Here is a 16,552-nt window from a genome sequence, read left to right as displayed (position 1 = left end):
GGGGTAACACCTCGGCACCTCATGGAGGTTGTGACGATATTCGTGCCTCACAGGGATGATAACGCCCTTGGTGTTTTGCACGAATGAGGGTGACATTAACAAAGCGCTACGGTCGGTGTAGCGGGGGTTTAGATGCTGCAGCGACGGTATCGGGCGGAGCAGTGGGCGCATCGCATGAAGTCTCACACGTGAGGTGGGAGGCGGCCTCCTGGTCAAGGAAGAGCGACAAACGAGGCAGTAGCGCGGGCGCACATAAGGCCGCCACCGGCCATTGGGCTGGGGATGCGCCTGTCATTGCGGCACCAATCGCTTCCGCCTTGGAGGAGCCACCTGTTGCGAGCCATATTTCACGCGAGGCTGCGATCACAGGCAAGGACAAACTCAGGCGCAGTGGTGGCGGTTTAGGTGAGTGACTGACCGCGAGAACTGGTGGCGCATCGCTACCTAGGTGAAGCCATTCGTCGTGCGGGAATAGGGAGGCAAAATGCCCGTCAGGTCCCATACCAAGCAGCGCAAGATCAAGGTTCTTGCCTGCCATTTCTCGTGTCCACACAGCTTCAAATTCGGTGCGTGCAGCCTCTAAACCTTGACCTGAATCAGTAGGCATCGGCATGAGCCTTAGCTGAGGAAGACGAAAGAGAAACTGCGCGATTGCCTCGGCATCGTTACGGTCTTTGTGGCCAGCAGGAACGAAACGTTCATCCACCCACCAAATACGTATCTTTGACCAGTCGATAGCGTCGGTGTGGGCGGCAAGGGCAGGCAGAACCGTTGTCGCAACGAAACCACCGGCGATAGCCACATCAATCGTTTCAGCGTCGATGCTGCAGATATATGATGCGAAGGCGTCGGCGACAGAGGCGGCTAGGTCTGCGCTGGTGGGGGCGATTTCGAAATGGTGCGGCGCGATACCGTGGAGGGTCACTGCGATTCTTTCACTAAAGTCACCTGATGTGCGACGGGCTGGTAGTGTGACAGGTTCTCGGTGAGGATCTTGCCGTAGAAAACATCGGGATCAAGACGGCGTAGTTCCTCCATCAAGCAGTCCTGCACACTGCGCCGTGCAAGGTTCACATCCATCGTTGCCAAACCTGTACGTGATAGGTGCGCGACCTTCCCACGCGCGCTGCGTGACAGTGACGCGGTGGTCCCATCAGCTAATTCAAATGCCACGTCAGTAATCGTTTCCGCGTCGGCGTCAATCTGGTGTTCGGTGGGCACATTCAACATGCGGTTGAGCCACACGGCGATAAGGTACGACGACGGGTGGGTGGCATTACCGCGCACGGTCACTGAAGAAACGGGCGCAGGAAATGCGGAAACAATCCCTGCTAATAACGCGCGCCACAGGGTGATACCTGACCATGCGAGGTCCGTATCACCAGGAGTGTAGACCTGCGCGAGGCGGTGGAGGGTAGCAACAGGTGTCGCAGTGGCGCGACTGTCAGTGATACGTCGTATTGCGAGACGCCCCAAGGGATGGGCACCAGGATTTTCGGGCGTATTTGTGGGCCAGAAGGCGACGACAGGTGTGTCGGGCAGTAGCAACGGCATCACGAGCAGATCAAGGTCATGTGCTGCTTCGCCTCGTGGTTCCAACACGACGACCTCGGAGGGGCCAGCAGAATCGCCGACGCGCACCTGAGCGTTGAGGGTTGCTGAGCTGCCGTTTTGTGGTGCGTCTACGACAACGATGACACGGCAGGGGTGTTCTCGTGAGGCGGCGTCACTAATTTCAATTGCTCGTTCGACGTCAATCATGTCGTCAACGACGACAATGAGGGTGAGGACACGACCAAGTGCACCGGAGCCTGCAGCTTCACGTTGGGCAAGTAATGTGGTGGCGACCTGCTGAGTCGTTGTGTCTTTGAGGGTAATAATCATGGGATCCTCCATGAACGGCCATCGCGTGCGAGGATCTGGTGGGCTGCGGCTGGACCCCATGAGCCTGGCCGGTAGCTCTGAGGTGCGATCCCTGAGGCTTCCCAGTGACGCAAAATGGGGTCGAGGATCCGCCAGGATAATTCAACCTCAGTTTGGTTGGGAAAGAGGGGGGCGTTACCCACCATGGCATCTAAAATGAGGCGTTCATAAGCTTCGGGTGAGTCTTCGGTGAAGGCATGTCCGTAGGAAAAATCCATTGATACATCCCTGACCTGCATACCTGCTCCGGGCACTTTTGATCCGAAACGCAGTGTCATACCTTCGTCGGGTTGCACTCTAATCACCAGACTGTTTTGACCGGTTTCCCCGAGGTCGCTGTTATCAAATGGGACGTGGGGCGCGCCTTTGAAGATCACGGCTATTTCGGTGACACGTTTGCCGAGGCGTTTGCCAGCACGGAGGTAAAAAGGAACGTTGGCCCATCGGCGGGTGTCGACGAATAGTTGGACAGCGGCGAAGGTTTCGGTGGTGGAATCGGGGGCGATTCCGTCCTCTTCAAGGAAGGAACGTACGTGTGCGCCGCCCTGCCAGCCTGCAGCGTACTGTCCGCGTGCGGTGGAGGTATCGAGGTTATCGGGCAGTCGTACGGCTCGCAGTACTTTTTCTTTCTCGACACGCATCGACGTGGGGGAGAGGTCTAAGGGTTCTTCCATGGCCGTTAATGCCAGGAGTTGGAGCAGGTGGTTTTGGATGATGTCACGTGCTGCACCGATACCGTCGTAGTAGCCGGCGCGGGTACCGATGCCGATATCTTCTGACATCGTGATTTGAATATGGTCCACGTAGTTAGAGTTCCACAGTGGTTCGAACATAGTATTGGCAAAACGCATTGCCAAAAGATTCTGGACCGTTTCTTTACCAAGGTAATGGTCGATGCGGAAAATATTTTCCTCGTCGAAGGCATGTCCTAGGACGCGTGAGAGTTCCTGCGCGCTGGCTAGGTCTGAGCCGAAAGGCTTTTCAATAATGATGCGGCGGAAGGCCGTACCGTGACGCTGGTTCAGGCCGGTATCGGCAAGGTGCTGCGAAACAGCTGGGAACCATGACGGGGGAATAGACAAGTAGAACGCATGGTTACCACCGGTACCGCGCGTCGTATCCAGTTCATGAAGTGTCTCGGCAAGGCGCTGGTATGCCGCAGGGTCGTCGAAAGTGCCCGACACGAAGCGTAGGCCCGTTGCGAGCTGACGCCAGGTGCGTTCGTTGAAACCAGTGCGGTTGTGTTTCTCCACTGATGTGCGAATAAAGTCCTCAAAATCTTGCCCATTCCAGTCGCGCCGTGCGAAACCGACCAGGGAGAAGGCAGGGTTGAGTAGTCCGCGATTGGCTAGGTCGTAGATTGCTGGAACGAGTTTCTTGCGTGCAAGGTCACCGGTGATACCAAAGATCACTAATGAACATGCTGGCGCAATACGAGGTAAACGACGGTCGTCAGCGTCGTGGAGATTGACGAGGGCGCTGTGCACAATCGTCCTTTCACATAGGAACCGCGGGGGCCAGGAAGGTTTAGGACCTTGGGCCCCCGCGGTTGATCCTATCGCGGGAGGCGAGTTCATGCTCGCCCGTTTCATTTATGCGGCGTTGGTATGTGTTTTACGCCGCACGTGAAATTACTTGGTGGCCGCGATGGACTCCTTCGCTGCCTCCACCACACGTTCGGCGGTGAAACCATAGTCGACAAAGAGTTTCTCGCCTGCGGCCGACTCGCCGTAGTGCTCCAAGGACACGCAGCGTCCTGCGTCGCCCACTAGATGACGCCATGGCATCGCGATGCCGGCCTCGACCGACACACGGGCACGCACAGCCACAGGCAGCACTTCTTCCTTGTAGTCAGCACTTTGCTGGTCGAACCACTCCATACACGGTACAGAAACCACGCGAGCGGCGACGCCTTGCGTCCCAAGCAGGTCGCGGGCCTCAAGAGCCAGCTGTACCTCGGAGCCGGACGCCATGAGGATCACGTCGGGTGTGCCTTCGGTGTCTGCAAGCACGTAGGCGCCCTTCTTCACATTGCAGGCGCATGCCAGGGCGTCGTCGCCACGTGCTGGCACGGGCAGGTTCTGGCGGGAAAGGACCAGGGCAGCTGGGTGTGACTGCTTGAGCACAGCCTTCCATGCAGCAACTGTTTCATTCGCGTCGCTGGGCCGTATCACAGCGAGGTTGGGGATGGCGCGGTACGCGGCAAGGTGTTCAACCGGCTGGTGTGTGGGCCCATCTTCACCTACGCCAATGGAGTCATGCGTCCACACATAGGTCACAGGTAGATCCATGAGTGCCGCCAAACGCACCGCGCCACGCATGAAGTCTGAGAAGACGAAGAAGGTACCGCCGTATGGGCGTGCCAGTCCATCAGCAGCAATGCCATTCATTACCGCACCCATCGCGAATTCGCGGACACCGAAGTGCAGATTACGTCCAAAAGGTCCACCTTGGAATGCCTTGGTGGAATGCTCCTCGGGGATGAAGGAGGGTTGTGACGGCATCAGCGTGTTATTGGAACCTGCAAGGTCTGCAGAACCGCCCCACAGTTCAGGAAGAACATCAGCCAAGGCTGCCAAGACCTTACCCGAAGCGCTGCGGGTAGCAACTGACGTGCCAGCCTCGAAGGTCGGCAGAGCTTCTTCCCATCCTTGCGGTAATTCGCCTGCCAGGACGCGGTCGAGGAGGCGTGCACCCTCGGGGTTAGCGGACTTCCAGGTCTCAAAGCGCGCATCCCAGTCGGCACGCGCCGCCTTCGCACGCGCAGCGACATTGGCGCGGGCATGTGCAACAGCTTCCTCGTCAGCGTCGAACATGGCGTCAGGATTGGCGCCAAGTGCTTCCTTCAGGCCGCGCAGCGCATCCGACCCAAGCTTCGCACCGTGGATACCACCGGTATTTTGCTTACCGGGCGTTGGCCAACCGATGATGGTGCGCAATGCAATAATCGACGGCTTATCGGTGACGGCCTTGGCGGCTTCGATGGCGTCATTGAGGGCTTCGACGTCTTCAGTGTAGGAACCATCTGCGCTCAGCCAGTCAACGCGTTGCACGTGCCAACCATAGGCTTCGTAACGACCGAGGACATCTTCGGTGAAGGCAATGTCGGTATCGTCTTCGATGGAAATGTGGTTGTCATCCCACAGTAGGATCAAGTTGCCCAATTTTTGGGTACCAGCAAGTGAAGAAGCTTCAGCGGAAACACCTTCCTGTAGGCATCCATCGCCCGCGACAACGTACACGTAGTGGTCGAATACCGACTGGCCCATTGGTGTTTCGGGATCGAAAACGCCATGTGCCCGACGGGCAGCCATAGCAAAGCCGACAGCCGAGGCGATACCAGTTCCCAGAGGTCCGGTGGTAATTTCAACACCTGCGGTGTGGCCGTATTCGGGGTGGGCTGGGGTGAGGGCGTGCTGGGTGCGCAGGGCTTCAAGGTCAGAAAGTTCCAGCGTTTGGCCAGCAAGATACATCTGGCAGTACTGGGTCAGTGACGCGTGGCCAGCCGACAGAATGAAACGGTCGCGGCCCAGCCACCGCGGATCCTGCGGATCAATATTGAGATGACGCTGGTACAACAGGTAAGCCGCCGGTGCCAGCGAAATCGCCGTGCCAGGGTGGCCAGACCCTACCTTTTCCACCGCATCAGCAGCAAGTATTTTCGCGGTTTTGACAGCGCGATCGTCGAGTTCGTCCCACTGAAGTGTCACATCGGCCTCCATGCCGAGTCGGCCCCTTGGTCGAGGGGGTGTATCGTTAACGCTAACGATACGATTCTAGCGTCCTGTGTGCCGCAGCGCGTCAGACCATACGCCTATGTCACCATATGTGCATGGCAACAGTAGAAGACGTGCTCGACGACTGGGTGGTATATATGCGCGTCGAAAAAGGCGCCTCGGCACACACCATCTCCAATTATCGGCGCGACGCGTATCGGTGGGTAGAGTATCTACGTCACCATCACATTGAGGACATCAATGCCGTAACAACGCGCCACGTCAGCGATTTCCTTGCCACCAGTGCAGCCAACGGCGCAGGCGCCGCCTCGTCAATGTCGCGCCGCCTATCAGCTATCCGCAGCCTCCACCGTTTCGCTATCGCCGAGGGATATACGCGACAAGACCCCACAGCTGGTCAACACCCACCCAAACGCGGTGACCACTTACCCAAAGCATTAACTATTGACGAAGTGGCAGCCCTCCTTGCCGCAGCTCACGCCCACGACACTGTGGTCGACCTACGGGACGCAGCGCTGTTGGAATTGCTTTATGCCACTGGCGCACGCGTATCGGAAGCGACCGCACTAGCGGTCGATGATCTTGACCTTGACGCTGAATTGCCTGTTGTGCGCTACTTCGGGAAAGGCCGCAAAGAACGGCTCGTTCCCATCGGTTCCTATGCCCAAGCGGCGTTGGAAGCCTACCTCGTGCGCGCACGTCCAGTCCTTGCTGCGCGGGGGAGCGGAGCCTCGGCTGTTTTCCTTGGTAAGCGCGGTTCCCCAATGTCGCGCCAACTCGCCTGGGAAGCGGTGGCACGGATTAGCGAGGCTGCGGGACTTGCTGGGCGCGTCAGCCCCCACACGCTGCGGCACAGCTTTGCCACTCACCTGTTGGAAGGCGGCGCCTCGGTACGGGACGTACAGGAGCTACTTGGGCACTCCAGTGTACAAACCACGCAGATCTATACTCGTGTTACTGCGCTGACACTGCGAGAAGTCCACCGCAGTTCCCATCCCCGTGCACGCCACTAAAAGCGGCGTTCCTTCCGCGATGCCACACATCGATGCCTTAGAATGAGCCTGTGACTGTTACCTCCCAACCAACGTTGACAGGGGACCTTGACCTCGCCGTCGAAGACTTCCCGCAACCTGCCCCGCTGGCATCGCACGGACCTGCGCGCATTATTGCCATGTGTAACCAAAAGGGTGGCGTTGGGAAAACGACGACAACGATTAACCTTGGTGCTGCCCTTGCGGAATACGGCAGGCGGGTATTAATCGTCGACTTTGATCCACAGGGCGCAGCCTCAGTTGGTCTAGGTATTAACACCCTCGATATGGACGTCACCATCTACAACCTTCTGATGAATCCCAAGATGGATCCGCGCAACGCCTTGTGCCACACCCAGGTTGCTGGCCTGGATGTCCTCCCGGCAAATATCGACTTATCTGCCGCAGAAGTTCAACTGGTGAACGAAGTTGCGCGCGAATCTGCGCTTCAACGTGTCCTACGACCCATCCAAGATGAATACGACGTTGTCCTTATTGACTGTCAACCATCACTTGGTTTGCTCACCGTCAACGCGCTGACCGCAGCGCACGGCGTCATCGTTCCTGTCGCCGCAGAATTTTTCGCGCTTCGTGGTGTCGCACTGCTGGTGGAAACCATTGAAACCGTGCGTGATCGCATTAATCCGCGCCTGAAAATGGACGGTATTGTTCCTACAATGGTTGATACACGCACACTCCACAGCCGTGAGGTTCTCGACCGCCTGAGTGAAGCCTTCGGAGACCTTGTATTCACTACACGCATTGCCCGCACCGTGAAATTCCCGGACGCTACAGTCGCAACCGAACCGATCACCACCTATGCCCCTACCCATGCTGGGGCGCAGTCTTACCGTCGCCTCGCTCGGGAAGTCATCGCACGTGGAGATGCCGCCTAAACCTGAAGACCCAAATACCGGCACCCAGGGACGGATCGACCAATTTCACGTCGCCCTCGAAGTATTCGAAGGCCCATTCGACCTGCTCTTGCAGCTCATTGCCCGCAAAAGGCTTGATATTACCCAAGTCGCATTAGCGGAGGTCACCGACGAGTTCATCGCTCATATGCAGCATTTCCCCGATTTGTCAGCGACCACAGAGTTCCTTGTCGTGGCAGCCACCTTGCTTGATATGAAAGCAGCGTCGCTGCTGCCACGCATTGAAGACACCGACGACACCTCTGCGCAAGACCTGGAGGCCCGCGACCTTCTTTTTAGTCGCCTCCTTCAATACCGCGCCTTTCGTTTGGCTGGGCAATCGATCGGTGTGGCCCTTGACGCCACTGCCACACGCTACCCGCGCAATATCGGCATTGAAGAACCCTTTACCAGCCTACTTCCAGAACTGGTCTGGACCATCAACGCCCACGACCTTGCACGTGCAGCAGCCGACGCGCTTTCGCAACGACCCCCCACAGTGCAGGTCACGCACCTCCACGACCCGGTCGTACCCGTCGCACCGCAACTCCATATCCTCGTTGAACGACTCCGCTCAAAAGGTAGCGCCACCTTCGCTCAGCTTGTCGCCGATGCAGAAAATACCGCGGTCATCGTCTCACGCTTCCTTGCGACCTTGGAGCTGTACAGGTCCGGTGCTATCGAATTCACGCAGGACGAGGCCCTTGGCCGACTGACATTGATATGGACCGGCCAGGCGCCACCAGATGAAGGGACAGTTGAATGAGCGTTGAGACGAACCGCTGGGAGACACTGCTAGCACCACTTGAAGCGATACTGATGGTGACCGACCGCGTCGTATCAGTGGGTGAACTCGCTGAAGCACTCGATGCGGATGACTCTCAAGTCCTTGAGGCGCTGAGAACCTTAGAAGCAGAATATCGTGGTCATTCCGGTCAACGGCCCCGCGGCTTTGAATTACGTGAAGTTGCAGGTGGTTGGCGTATCTACAGTAATCCCCAGTGGGCTGATGCCGTGGGACGCTTCGTCATTGGTTCAGCTCAAGCTAGACTATCCCAGGCGGCGCTTGAAACACTCGCGGTTGTCGCCTACCGGCAACCGGTGTCAAGGTCACGCATCTCGCATATTCGAGGCGTGAACGTTGACGCCGTGGTGCGTACGCTTATAGCACGGGATTTGATCGAAGAAATTGGTGAAAGTCCCACCGGTGCGCGACTCTATGGGACAACAGCAACCTTCTTAGAACGTATGGGCTTTACGTCACTCGATGACTTAGAACCCTTGGCACCGTACCTACCAGAACACGAAGAACTCGACGAGTTGGAGGAATTATTGTGAGTCGAGACCCCTATGTTGAGGGCGGTATTCGCCTACAAAAGGTGCTGTCCCGCGCTGGGGTAGCCTCACGCCGCGCCGCAGAAGAAATGATCGAAGATGGGCGCGTCCAAGTTGACGGCAAGGTGGTGCGCACACAAGGGCTGCGTGTCGACCCCACAACCCAGGTGATCCACGTCGACGGTACACGCCTGATCCTTGACGAAAACAAGACCACTGTCTTGGCCCTGAATAAGCCCGTCGGCGTGATATCCACAATGTCAGATCCCGAAGGGCGACCGTGCCTAGGTGACCTCCTCATGGACTATCCCGAACGCCTCTACCACGTTGGCCGCCTAGACGTTGATACCTCCGGCCTGCTGCTACTGACCAATGATGGGGAACTTGCGAACCGTCTGACGCACCCATCTTACGAAGTGTCAAAGACGTACGTGGCGCGCGTACACGGCGACGTAAAACCGGGCGTCAGACGGCGACTCCTTGAAGGTATTGAACTTGAAGACGGTCCCATCAAGGTCGATTCCTTCCGTGTTATGGAACAATTCGGTGATATCACCACCGTTGAAATCGTGGTTCACGAAGGACGTAACCGCCTCGTACGGCGCCTTATGGACGCTGTCGGCTACCCGGTTCGCGAACTAGTCCGCACCCATTTTGGACCGATTCACCTTGATCGCCTTCAACCCGGCACGACCCGCAGGGTGAAAGGCAACCAACTCGTCGCACTGTACTCCACGGTGGGTCTATAACGATGAGTCTGCCGAGTACGGCTCAACCTCAGGAGAGACGATGGGTATTGCGCCAGTCAACCGCGTCGTAGCGACCACTGGTCCGGTGCTGATCATCGGGACAGGTCTTTTAGGTGCATCATTAGGTTTGTGTTTGCGTGCTGCCGGAGTTGACGTCCTCCTTCATGACACCTCGCCCACGTCGCTACGTCTGGCCCAAGACATGGGCGCAGGTACACCGCTGATGGACACGCAAGCCTCGCCTCGCCTCGTCATCGTCGCCACGCCGCCCGATGTCGCTGATATTTGCGTGGTGGAGGCGCTGCGCAACTACCCGCAGGCGATCGTCACCGACGTTGCCAGCGTCAAAGAAGCGGTATTAGCTGACGTCCTAGGTCATGACGAGGCCGCTCAACTTGCGACGCGCTACGTCGGTTCCCACCCTATGGCTGGTCGAGAACGCTCAGGTGCAAGTGCTGCAGACCTTGACCTATTTTATGGCCGCCCGTGGGTTGTGGTCGCTCATCCTGCGTCCAGTCCCGAGGCGGTGCGTGCCGTGCGTTCGTTGGCAAGCGACGTGGGGGCATTCCCCATCGAAATGGATGCTGCCACACATGATCGCTCGGTGGCGCTGGTTTCCCACGTGCCCCAGTTGGTGTCATCGCTTTTGGCTGCACGCCTGGCTCATGCACCTGACGAAGCCCTCGGGCTTGCAGGACAAGGATTACGCGATACGACCCGCATTGCCGCCTCCGATCCGAGGCTGTGGACCGCAATCTTGGCAGGTAACGCTGGTCCAGTGGCGGCCATCCTCAAAGACATTTCTGCAGACCTTGCTGCGCTTATCGCCCATTTAGATGCCGCTGCTGAACTTGGTCCCCTGCGCGGTGGTTCTGTTGGTGCAATTAACCGTGTGATCGACGCAGGTAACAGGGGAGTGGCTCGTATCCCCGGCAAGCATGGCGGTGCACCACGACGCTACGGTGAAGTGGAGGTCCTGATCCCCGATCAGCCAGGCTCCTTAGGGCGGCTTTTCACTGAACTGGGAGAAATTGGCATTAATATCGAAGATCTTGTGTTGGAACACTCCGCTGGACAACACGTGGGTGTGGCGCGCGTGATGGTCGACCCTGCCAAGCTGCGTCAGGCCCAGGAAGAACTGGATGCGCGAGGCTGGCGCATCATCACCCACCAACTGGATTAGGAGCACCTGTGGATACTGCGTGCCAGGACCTCAGACGTCGCGAGGCCATTGCGTCGTTGGGTATTACCATCGCCATTGACGGGCCAGCTGGGTCCGGCAAATCGACTGTTTCGCGTGCCGTTGCCCAACGATTGGGTATTGGCTACCTCGATACCGGCGCGATGTATCGCGCGCTGACATGGTACGCCCTCGAACAGGGCGTTGAGCTGAGCGATAATGCCGCTGTACGTGCCTTAGCTGATGAGATGCCGTTGCGCCTCGATGCCCAACCGCACGAGGCGCATGTCTACGTGGGTGACCGCGATATCACCGCAGAGATACGGAAGCCGCGAATCGCCCTCGGTATACCTCAGGTGTCGACAAACCGTGACGTGCGCGAATGGATGGCAGCTGAACAGCGTCGACGCATGATGCAGGCTCGAAATGCCGGTTCTGGTATGGTCGCAGAAGGTCGTGATATTACCACTGTCGTATGCCCTGACGCAGACGTGCGTATTCTTCTACTGGCGGATGCCGATGCGCGGCTGCGACGGCGCGCAAAAGAACTCTACGGTGATGATACGGCCGAATCTCTGGCGTTGGTACGCGCCCAAGTGGCCGATCGCGATGCTGCGGATTCCACAGTGTCACAATTTATGAAGCCAGCTCCAGGGGTCACAGTAATTGACTCCACCGGACTCAATGTCGACGGGGTTGTCGAGGCTGTGCTGGCACTGGTGGACACCAATTTGGCAGCCCGCGCCTCGTGAGTAGGCCAAATAACGAAAGACGCTCCTGCCAGACACGTATCGAACTGGCCGCCCAGTTGATGCTGATCGATGGGGGACCGTTGGTACCTAGTGGCACACACGTCACCATTGAGCAGCCCAGTGCCCTCAAGTACGCCACAACAGCACGTACGCCCTAACACCAGACGGCACAAACGGCATCAAGGCGCGCAATATTAATGTGCAGTGGCACCTGCTCGCGCACCGCTGGTTTGGCACAGAAAGCGAAACCAACCGCGGCCTCGGCAAGCATAGGTACGTCATTCGCACCATCACCAACGGCGATAGTTTGCGACATACCAACGCCATCAGCGCTTGCCCACCGGCGCAAACACTCAACCTTCGTTTGCGCTGTCACCACATCACCAAGGACACGGCCCGTGAGGACACCACCTTTTACTTCAAGACGATTGGCCACCCAATGGTCAATACCAAGCTGCTGGCACAACGGCTCAACAATTTCACCAAATCCACCTGATACGACACCGAAGGTGCCGCCCCGAGCGTGGACCGCCTCAACCAATTGCTTTGCCCCAGCTGTAAAGCGAATCTGCTGCACAACCTCAGCAAATACGCTGCTCGGTAGTCCTTTAAGTGTTGCAACGCGGGCATGAAGAGACTGCGCAAAATCCAACTCACCATTCATTGCGCGTGAGGTAATTTCAGCAACCTGCGTGCGCGTCCCCGCATATGCCGCAAGTTCCTCAATCACCTCCTGCTCAATCAGGGTCGAATCGACATCCGTGACCACAAGGAATGGCTCCGACGACACTAAAGGAGGGAGCAGCTGTGGAGCACCGACACCTGGGCCGGACGCCCAGGGCACCAAAGAGATGTCAGCGTGAGATGAAGTAATTTCCCACACAAGAGCATGCCAGCGTGGAGCATCCTCAATCACAGGACCGTCAATGACGCGCACAGTAATCCCCGCCACAAGGGGAGCGGCGGGGATTACTGAGCGGTCACACAACTGTATGTACCGCACCGACGACGTCACTTGGTGACAACCGTGCCCTTAGGTAGCACCGTAATACCTGATTCGGTGACGGTGTAGCCGCGAGCGCGGTCATGTTCAAGGTCGACGCCCACGACAGCGCCTTCTTCAACGATGACACCCTTATCGAGGATTGCCTTAGCCACAATGGCATGGCGTCCAATACGGGTGCCATGCATAATGACCGAGTCGGTGACCTGCGCCCACGAGTGAACATAAGCCCACGGGGAGACGATCGAATGGTAGACCTCACCACCGGAAATAATGGCGCCTGGTGACACGAAACTGTCAATGGCATGGCCCATCCGCGAGTGCTCTTCGCCGTAAACGAATTTCGCGGGCGGGAGGTTGCCTTCAAGCTGGGTCATCGTCGGCCAATGACGGTTATACAGATTGAAGACCGGGTGGACACTGATGAGGTCCATATTGGCTTCGTAGTAGGCGTCCAGTGTACCCACGTCGCGCCAGTAGTTGCGGTCACGATCAGTCGAGCCGGGGACGTCATTGTCAATAAAGTCGTAAACGCCGCAGGCGCCACGCTCGACGAACCATGGAACAATATTGCCGCCCATATCATGTTTGGACGATTCGTCGGCAGCATCTTCACGCAAGGCCGCAACCAAGTCCTTCGTGGTGAACACGTAGTTACCCATTGAGGCAAGTACCTTGGTGGGGTCGTCAGCAAGCCCTTGCGCTGAGGCAGGTTTTTCGAAGAAGTTCTTCACCGCGCCACCTTCGGCGTCAATAACACCCAAGGCGGGCGCCAATTCAATCGGCTGACGAATACCAGCGACGGTGCATGGTAGGCCAGAGGCGATGTGGTGATCCACCATCTGGGAGAAATCCATCCGGTAGATATTATCCGCACCGATGATGACAATGTAGTCAGGCTGCTCGTCGTCAACGATATTGAGTGATTGATAGATAGCGTCGGCGCTTCCCAGATACCAGTGCGGGCCGCGGCGCTGCTGAGCCGGCACGGGGGCGACGAAGTTACCTAATAGCGGTGACAGGTACCAGGTTTTGGTGACGTGGCGGTCCAGCGAATGCGACTTGTACTGTGTGAGCACCACGATCTTCATATACCCTGAATTGACCATATTTGACAGGGCAAAGTCGATCAGTCGGTAGTGTCCACCAAAGGGCACTGCTGGCTTGGCTCGGTCGTCGGTCAGCGGCATGAGACGCTTACCTTCGCCACCGGCTAGGACAATTGCGAGTACGTTATTTTTCCCCATGGCGGTAGCCTACGGCTAAACGTTTGATCGTGGGTAAAAATCAGAGGCGCGTTTCACATTTTGAGGAGATAGGGCGAAGTTTTCGTTAAGGCTCCCAATATGGCGCCAGGCACAGTAGGCTTGAGGGAGTTTTGACTCTGAAGGGAGCCTGAGATGCGCATTGATCTGCTTACCCGCGAATATCCACCTCACGTTTACGGTGGTGCTGGCGTCCACGTCCTCGAATTAGCGAAAGTACTGCGGACACGCGTCGATGATCTACGTGTGCACTGCTTCGATGGGCCTCGCCTTGAAGGCACTGTTGGAGCTGATCCTGGGGTATGCGGATATAACGAGCTCGGTGGCCTAGAAGAAGCCAATGCTGCCCTGCGCACAATGGGTGTGGATCTAGCGATGGCGCAGGGCACTGAAGGCGCAGACCTGGTTCATTCCCACACGTGGTACGCCAACCACGCTGGTTTACTCTCCAGCCTCCTCCACGACATCCCTCACGTGATCTCCGCCCATTCATTGGAACCACTGCGTCCATGGAAAGCCGAACAGCTTGGTGGCGGATACCGACTCTCCTCCTGGGTGGAAAAGGGCGCTTACGAGGCCGCCGCAGCCATCGTGGCGGTATCCAACGGTATGAAGGCGGATATTTTGCGCTCCTACCCGGCGGTGGACGACACAAAGGTCCACGTCATCCACAATGGTATTGACCTATCGGTGTGGCACCGCCCCCAAGGCGATGAAGGCGAAGCCCTGAAAGAACGCGTCCTCAAAGACAACGGCATCGACCCCACCAGGCCAACCGTCGTATTCGTCGGTCGAATCACTCGGCAAAAAGGATTGCCCTACTTTTTGCGCGCGGCGCGGCAACTCCCTGCTGATGTGCAGATCGTGCTGTGCGCTGGAGCGCCCGACACCCCCGAAATCGCTGCAGAGGTTGAAAGCTTGGTCGGGCAACTGAAAGAAGTACGCAACGGCGTTGTGCTGATCACTCGTATGCTGCCCCAACCAGAACTTGCCTGTGTCCTCGATGCGGCGCATGTGTTCATCACGCCATCAGTGTATGAGCCGCTTGGCATCGTTAACCTCGAGGCAATGGCGCTAGGACTACCAGTAGTCGGCACCGCAACAGGCGGCATCCCCGATGTCATTGTTGATGGTGAAACCGGTTATCTGATCCCCATTGAACAGAAACAAGACGGTACCGGCACGCCACTGAATCCGCAGCAATTCGAAGCTGATATGGCCAATCGCTTGATTGCTGTGCTGGAAGACCCACAGCTAGCGCAGCAGATGGGACGCGCAGGCTTGACGCGAGCCCGTGACCATTTCTCGTGGGACGCCATTGGTGACAAAACCGCACACTTGTACCGCAGCCTCTTGTCAGCGTGAGCGCGCCGAGCACACTAAACTTCGGAGTATGCAGACAGTTCTAGACGTACAGGGCGTCACGCTGGCGCGTGGCGGGCATCGGATACTCGACAATGTCACCTGGAGTACTTCTGTCGGTCAACACTGGGTGATCCTTGGACCCAATGGCGCAGGAAAAACCTCGTTGGTGCGCGTGGCTACTGGTCGCGAATTACCCAGCCGAGGGTCAGTTACTGCCTGTGGTATGGACTGTGCAATCGCTGATGGTGCTGACCTCTCAGCCACCATCGGTTTTGCGTCGCAATCCCTTGCCCAACGGATACGCCCCAGCCTTATGGTGCGTGACGTGGTGCGTACCGCCGCATGGGGAGCTGCCGAGCGATGGAACGAGGCGTATGAGAGCTTTGACGATGAGCGTACCCACGCGCTGTTGGATGCCTTCGGTGTGGCACATATGTCCGAGCGGCGTTTCGGTAGCCTGTCGGAAGGTGAAAGGCAGCGGACGCTCCTTGCCCGTGCTCTCATGACCGACCCTGAAGTCCTCATCCTCGATGAACCGGGTGCCGGACTGGACTTGGGGGCGCGCGAAATCCTTGTGGGGGCACTGAGTGAGATCATTGCTGGCCCCAATAGTCCGCAGATCGTGCTTGTCACGCACCAAGTGGAAGAAATCCCGCCGGGGATTACCCACGCAGCTATTATGTCGCAGGGGCGAATTATTGCGGCGGGCGACATCAATGACACCCTCAACGGCGTCACCTTGTCTCACGCATACAACCTACCGCTAACGGCAGGTAGCACCGATGGACGTTGGTGGGCCAGGGCCGTGGTATCGCCTCGACAATAGAAACGAAAAGGAGAAGGACCTGTGGATTGGACATGGTGGCTACTTGCAGTGGTTATCCTTGGCATTATCGAATTACTCACCGTTGACTTTTTCTTCCTGATGCTCGCGATCGCCGCACTCGCAGGTGCCGGCGCCTCCGCCGCTGGTGCGCCCCTGTGGGTCCAGGTAGTGCTCTTTGCTGTGGCTGCCATTTTGCTGCTGATCCTTGTCCGGCCATGGGCGCGAGCGCATTTGGCGCGCAGCACGCCCAAGGTCAACACCAACGCGCAAGGTCTGGTAGGCGCAGAAGCGGTCGTCACTGAAACCGTCAATGGTCGGGACGGGCGAATCCGCCTTGCCGGCGACATTTGGTCAGCACGGACCGAGGATGATCGTGAAGTGCCAGTTGACGCTGAAGTGACCGTAGTACGTATCAGTGGGGCCACAGCCATCGTGGCACCACTTCATTCATAGTTCACACTCAGGAGAAAAT

The 16,552-nt window shown here is 57.6% G+C and carries 17 protein-coding genes; 11 read left to right on the top strand and 6 right to left on the bottom strand.

The genetic code is table 11. The features are described from left to right. Window positions 1-106: 106 nt before the first annotated feature. The 4 genes from pgl to tkt all read right to left on the bottom strand — a co-directional run bounded on the left by pgl (window position 107) and on the right by tkt (window position 5,633). Window positions 107-925, bottom strand: a complete 819-nt coding sequence (gene pgl, locus G438_RS11685; RefSeq protein ID WP_051259470.1) for a 6-phosphogluconolactonase — start codon at window positions 923-925, stop codon at window positions 107-109. Then, window positions 922-1,884: a glucose-6-phosphate dehydrogenase assembly protein OpcA gene (locus G438_RS11680; RefSeq protein WP_051259469.1), complete on the bottom strand. Its 963-nt coding sequence runs from the start codon at window positions 1,882-1,884 to the stop codon at window positions 922-924. The genes pgl and G438_RS11680 overlap by 4 nt, the downstream gene beginning before the upstream one ends. Continuing rightward, window positions 1,881-3,410, bottom strand: coding sequence for a glucose-6-phosphate dehydrogenase (gene zwf, locus G438_RS0109515; protein ID WP_026461118.1), 1,530 nt, complete (start codon window positions 3,408-3,410; stop codon window positions 1,881-1,883). Before zwf ends, G438_RS11680 begins: the two co-directional genes overlap by 4 nt. 144 nt (window positions 3,411-3,554) lie before the next feature. Then, window positions 3,555-5,633 (bottom strand): transketolase, encoded by a 2,079-nt coding sequence (gene tkt / locus G438_RS0109510; RefSeq protein ID WP_026461117.1) that lies wholly within the window; start codon window positions 5,631-5,633, stop codon window positions 3,555-3,557. 122 nt (window positions 5,634-5,755) lie between these two features. Between tkt and G438_RS0109505 the strand changes: the two genes are divergently transcribed. From G438_RS0109505 to G438_RS12510, 8 genes are read left to right on the top strand one after another with little or no spacing between them, the layout of a single operon-like run. Further along, the gene (locus G438_RS0109505; protein WP_026461116.1) at window positions 5,756-6,673 is read left to right on the top strand and encodes a tyrosine recombinase; all 918 of its coding nucleotides are present in this window, start codon (window positions 5,756-5,758) and stop codon (window positions 6,671-6,673) included. 50 nt (window positions 6,674-6,723) lie between these two features. Further along, on the top strand, window positions 6,724-7,587 hold the full coding sequence (locus tag G438_RS0109500) for a ParA family protein (RefSeq protein ID WP_026461115.1): 864 nt from the start codon (window positions 6,724-6,726) through the stop codon (window positions 7,585-7,587). Then, entirely contained in the window at window positions 7,577-8,371 is a 795-nt protein-coding gene (locus G438_RS0109495) for a segregation and condensation protein A (protein WP_026461114.1), read from the top strand. The genes G438_RS0109500 and G438_RS0109495 overlap by 11 nt, the downstream gene beginning before the upstream one ends. After that, on the top strand, window positions 8,368-8,943 hold the full coding sequence (gene scpB, locus G438_RS0109490; RefSeq protein WP_026461113.1) for an SMC-Scp complex subunit ScpB: 576 nt from the start codon (window positions 8,368-8,370) through the stop codon (window positions 8,941-8,943). Before G438_RS0109495 ends, scpB begins: the two co-directional genes overlap by 4 nt. Then, on the top strand, window positions 8,940-9,689 hold the full coding sequence (locus tag G438_RS0109485; protein ID WP_026461112.1) for a pseudouridine synthase: 750 nt from the start codon (window positions 8,940-8,942) through the stop codon (window positions 9,687-9,689). Before scpB ends, G438_RS0109485 begins: the two co-directional genes overlap by 4 nt. A 40-nt stretch (window positions 9,690-9,729) precedes the next feature. Then, window positions 9,730-10,872: a prephenate dehydrogenase gene (locus G438_RS0109480; RefSeq protein ID WP_034285775.1), complete on the top strand. Its 1,143-nt coding sequence runs from the start codon at window positions 9,730-9,732 to the stop codon at window positions 10,870-10,872. A gap of 8 nt (window positions 10,873-10,880) precedes the next feature. Next, window positions 10,881-11,621, top strand: coding sequence for a (d)CMP kinase (cmk, locus tag G438_RS0109475; RefSeq protein ID WP_026461110.1), 741 nt, complete (start codon window positions 10,881-10,883; stop codon window positions 11,619-11,621). Next, window positions 11,618-11,779: a hypothetical protein gene (locus G438_RS12510; protein WP_165569250.1), complete on the top strand. Its 162-nt coding sequence runs from the start codon at window positions 11,618-11,620 to the stop codon at window positions 11,777-11,779. Before cmk ends, G438_RS12510 begins: the two co-directional genes overlap by 4 nt. Here G438_RS12510 and serB read toward each other — a convergent pair. After that, window positions 11,776-12,468 (bottom strand): phosphoserine phosphatase SerB, encoded by a 693-nt coding sequence (gene serB / locus G438_RS0109470; protein ID WP_026461109.1) that lies wholly within the window; start codon window positions 12,466-12,468, stop codon window positions 11,776-11,778. The genes G438_RS12510 and serB overlap by 4 nt on opposite strands. 164 nt (window positions 12,469-12,632) lie before the next feature. Further along, entirely contained in the window at window positions 12,633-13,871 is a 1,239-nt protein-coding gene (locus tag G438_RS0109465; RefSeq protein ID WP_026461108.1) for a glucose-1-phosphate adenylyltransferase, read from the bottom strand. 153 nt (window positions 13,872-14,024) lie between these two features. Between G438_RS0109465 and glgA the strand changes: the two genes are divergently transcribed. From glgA to G438_RS0109450, 3 genes are read left to right on the top strand one after another with little or no spacing between them, the layout of a single operon-like run. After that, a complete protein-coding gene (gene glgA, locus G438_RS0109460; RefSeq protein ID WP_026461107.1) occupies window positions 14,025-15,254 on the top strand; it encodes a glycogen synthase in 1,230 nt (409 codons plus the stop codon). A 28-nt stretch (window positions 15,255-15,282) separates the two neighbouring features. Next, the gene (locus G438_RS0109455) at window positions 15,283-16,080 is read left to right on the top strand and encodes an ABC transporter ATP-binding protein (protein WP_026461106.1); all 798 of its coding nucleotides are present in this window, start codon (window positions 15,283-15,285) and stop codon (window positions 16,078-16,080) included. Between the two features lie 21 nt (window positions 16,081-16,101). Beyond that, window positions 16,102-16,533: an NfeD family protein gene (locus tag G438_RS0109450; protein ID WP_026461105.1), complete on the top strand. Its 432-nt coding sequence runs from the start codon at window positions 16,102-16,104 to the stop codon at window positions 16,531-16,533. The last annotated feature ends 19 nt before the right edge of the window (window positions 16,534-16,552 follow it).

This window comes from Schaalia suimastitidis DSM 15538 (assembly GCF_000429105.1).
In the GTDB taxonomy this organism is placed as follows: domain Bacteria; phylum Actinomycetota; class Actinomycetes; order Actinomycetales; family Actinomycetaceae; genus Pauljensenia; species Pauljensenia suimastitidis.
Note: the sequence above shows the minus strand (reverse complement) of the source record. Positions and strands in the feature narration are given on the sequence as shown.

What these genes read in the sequence shown, in the direction of transcription:
- glgA (WP_026461107.1), top strand. Translation starts at nt 14,025, where the DNA reads ATGCGCATTGATCTGCTTACCCGCGAATATCCACCTCACGTTTACGGT.
- G438_RS0109465 (WP_026461108.1), bottom strand. Translation starts at nt 13,871, where the DNA reads ATGGGGAAAAATAACGTACTCGCAATTGTCCTAGCCGGTGGCGAAGGT.
- G438_RS11680 (WP_051259469.1), bottom strand. Translation starts at nt 1,884, where the DNA reads ATGATTATTACCCTCAAAGACACAACGACTCAGCAGGTCGCCACCACA.
- scpB (WP_026461113.1), top strand. Translation starts at nt 8,368, where the DNA reads ATGAGCGTTGAGACGAACCGCTGGGAGACACTGCTAGCACCACTTGAA.
- G438_RS0109495 (WP_026461114.1), top strand. Translation starts at nt 7,577, where the DNA reads ATGCCGCCTAAACCTGAAGACCCAAATACCGGCACCCAGGGACGGATC.
- G438_RS0109455 (WP_026461106.1), top strand. Translation starts at nt 15,283, where the DNA reads ATGCAGACAGTTCTAGACGTACAGGGCGTCACGCTGGCGCGTGGCGGG.
- G438_RS0109505 (WP_026461116.1), top strand. Translation starts at nt 5,756, where the DNA reads ATGGCAACAGTAGAAGACGTGCTCGACGACTGGGTGGTATATATGCGC.
- G438_RS0109480 (WP_034285775.1), top strand. Translation starts at nt 9,730, where the DNA reads ATGGGTATTGCGCCAGTCAACCGCGTCGTAGCGACCACTGGTCCGGTG.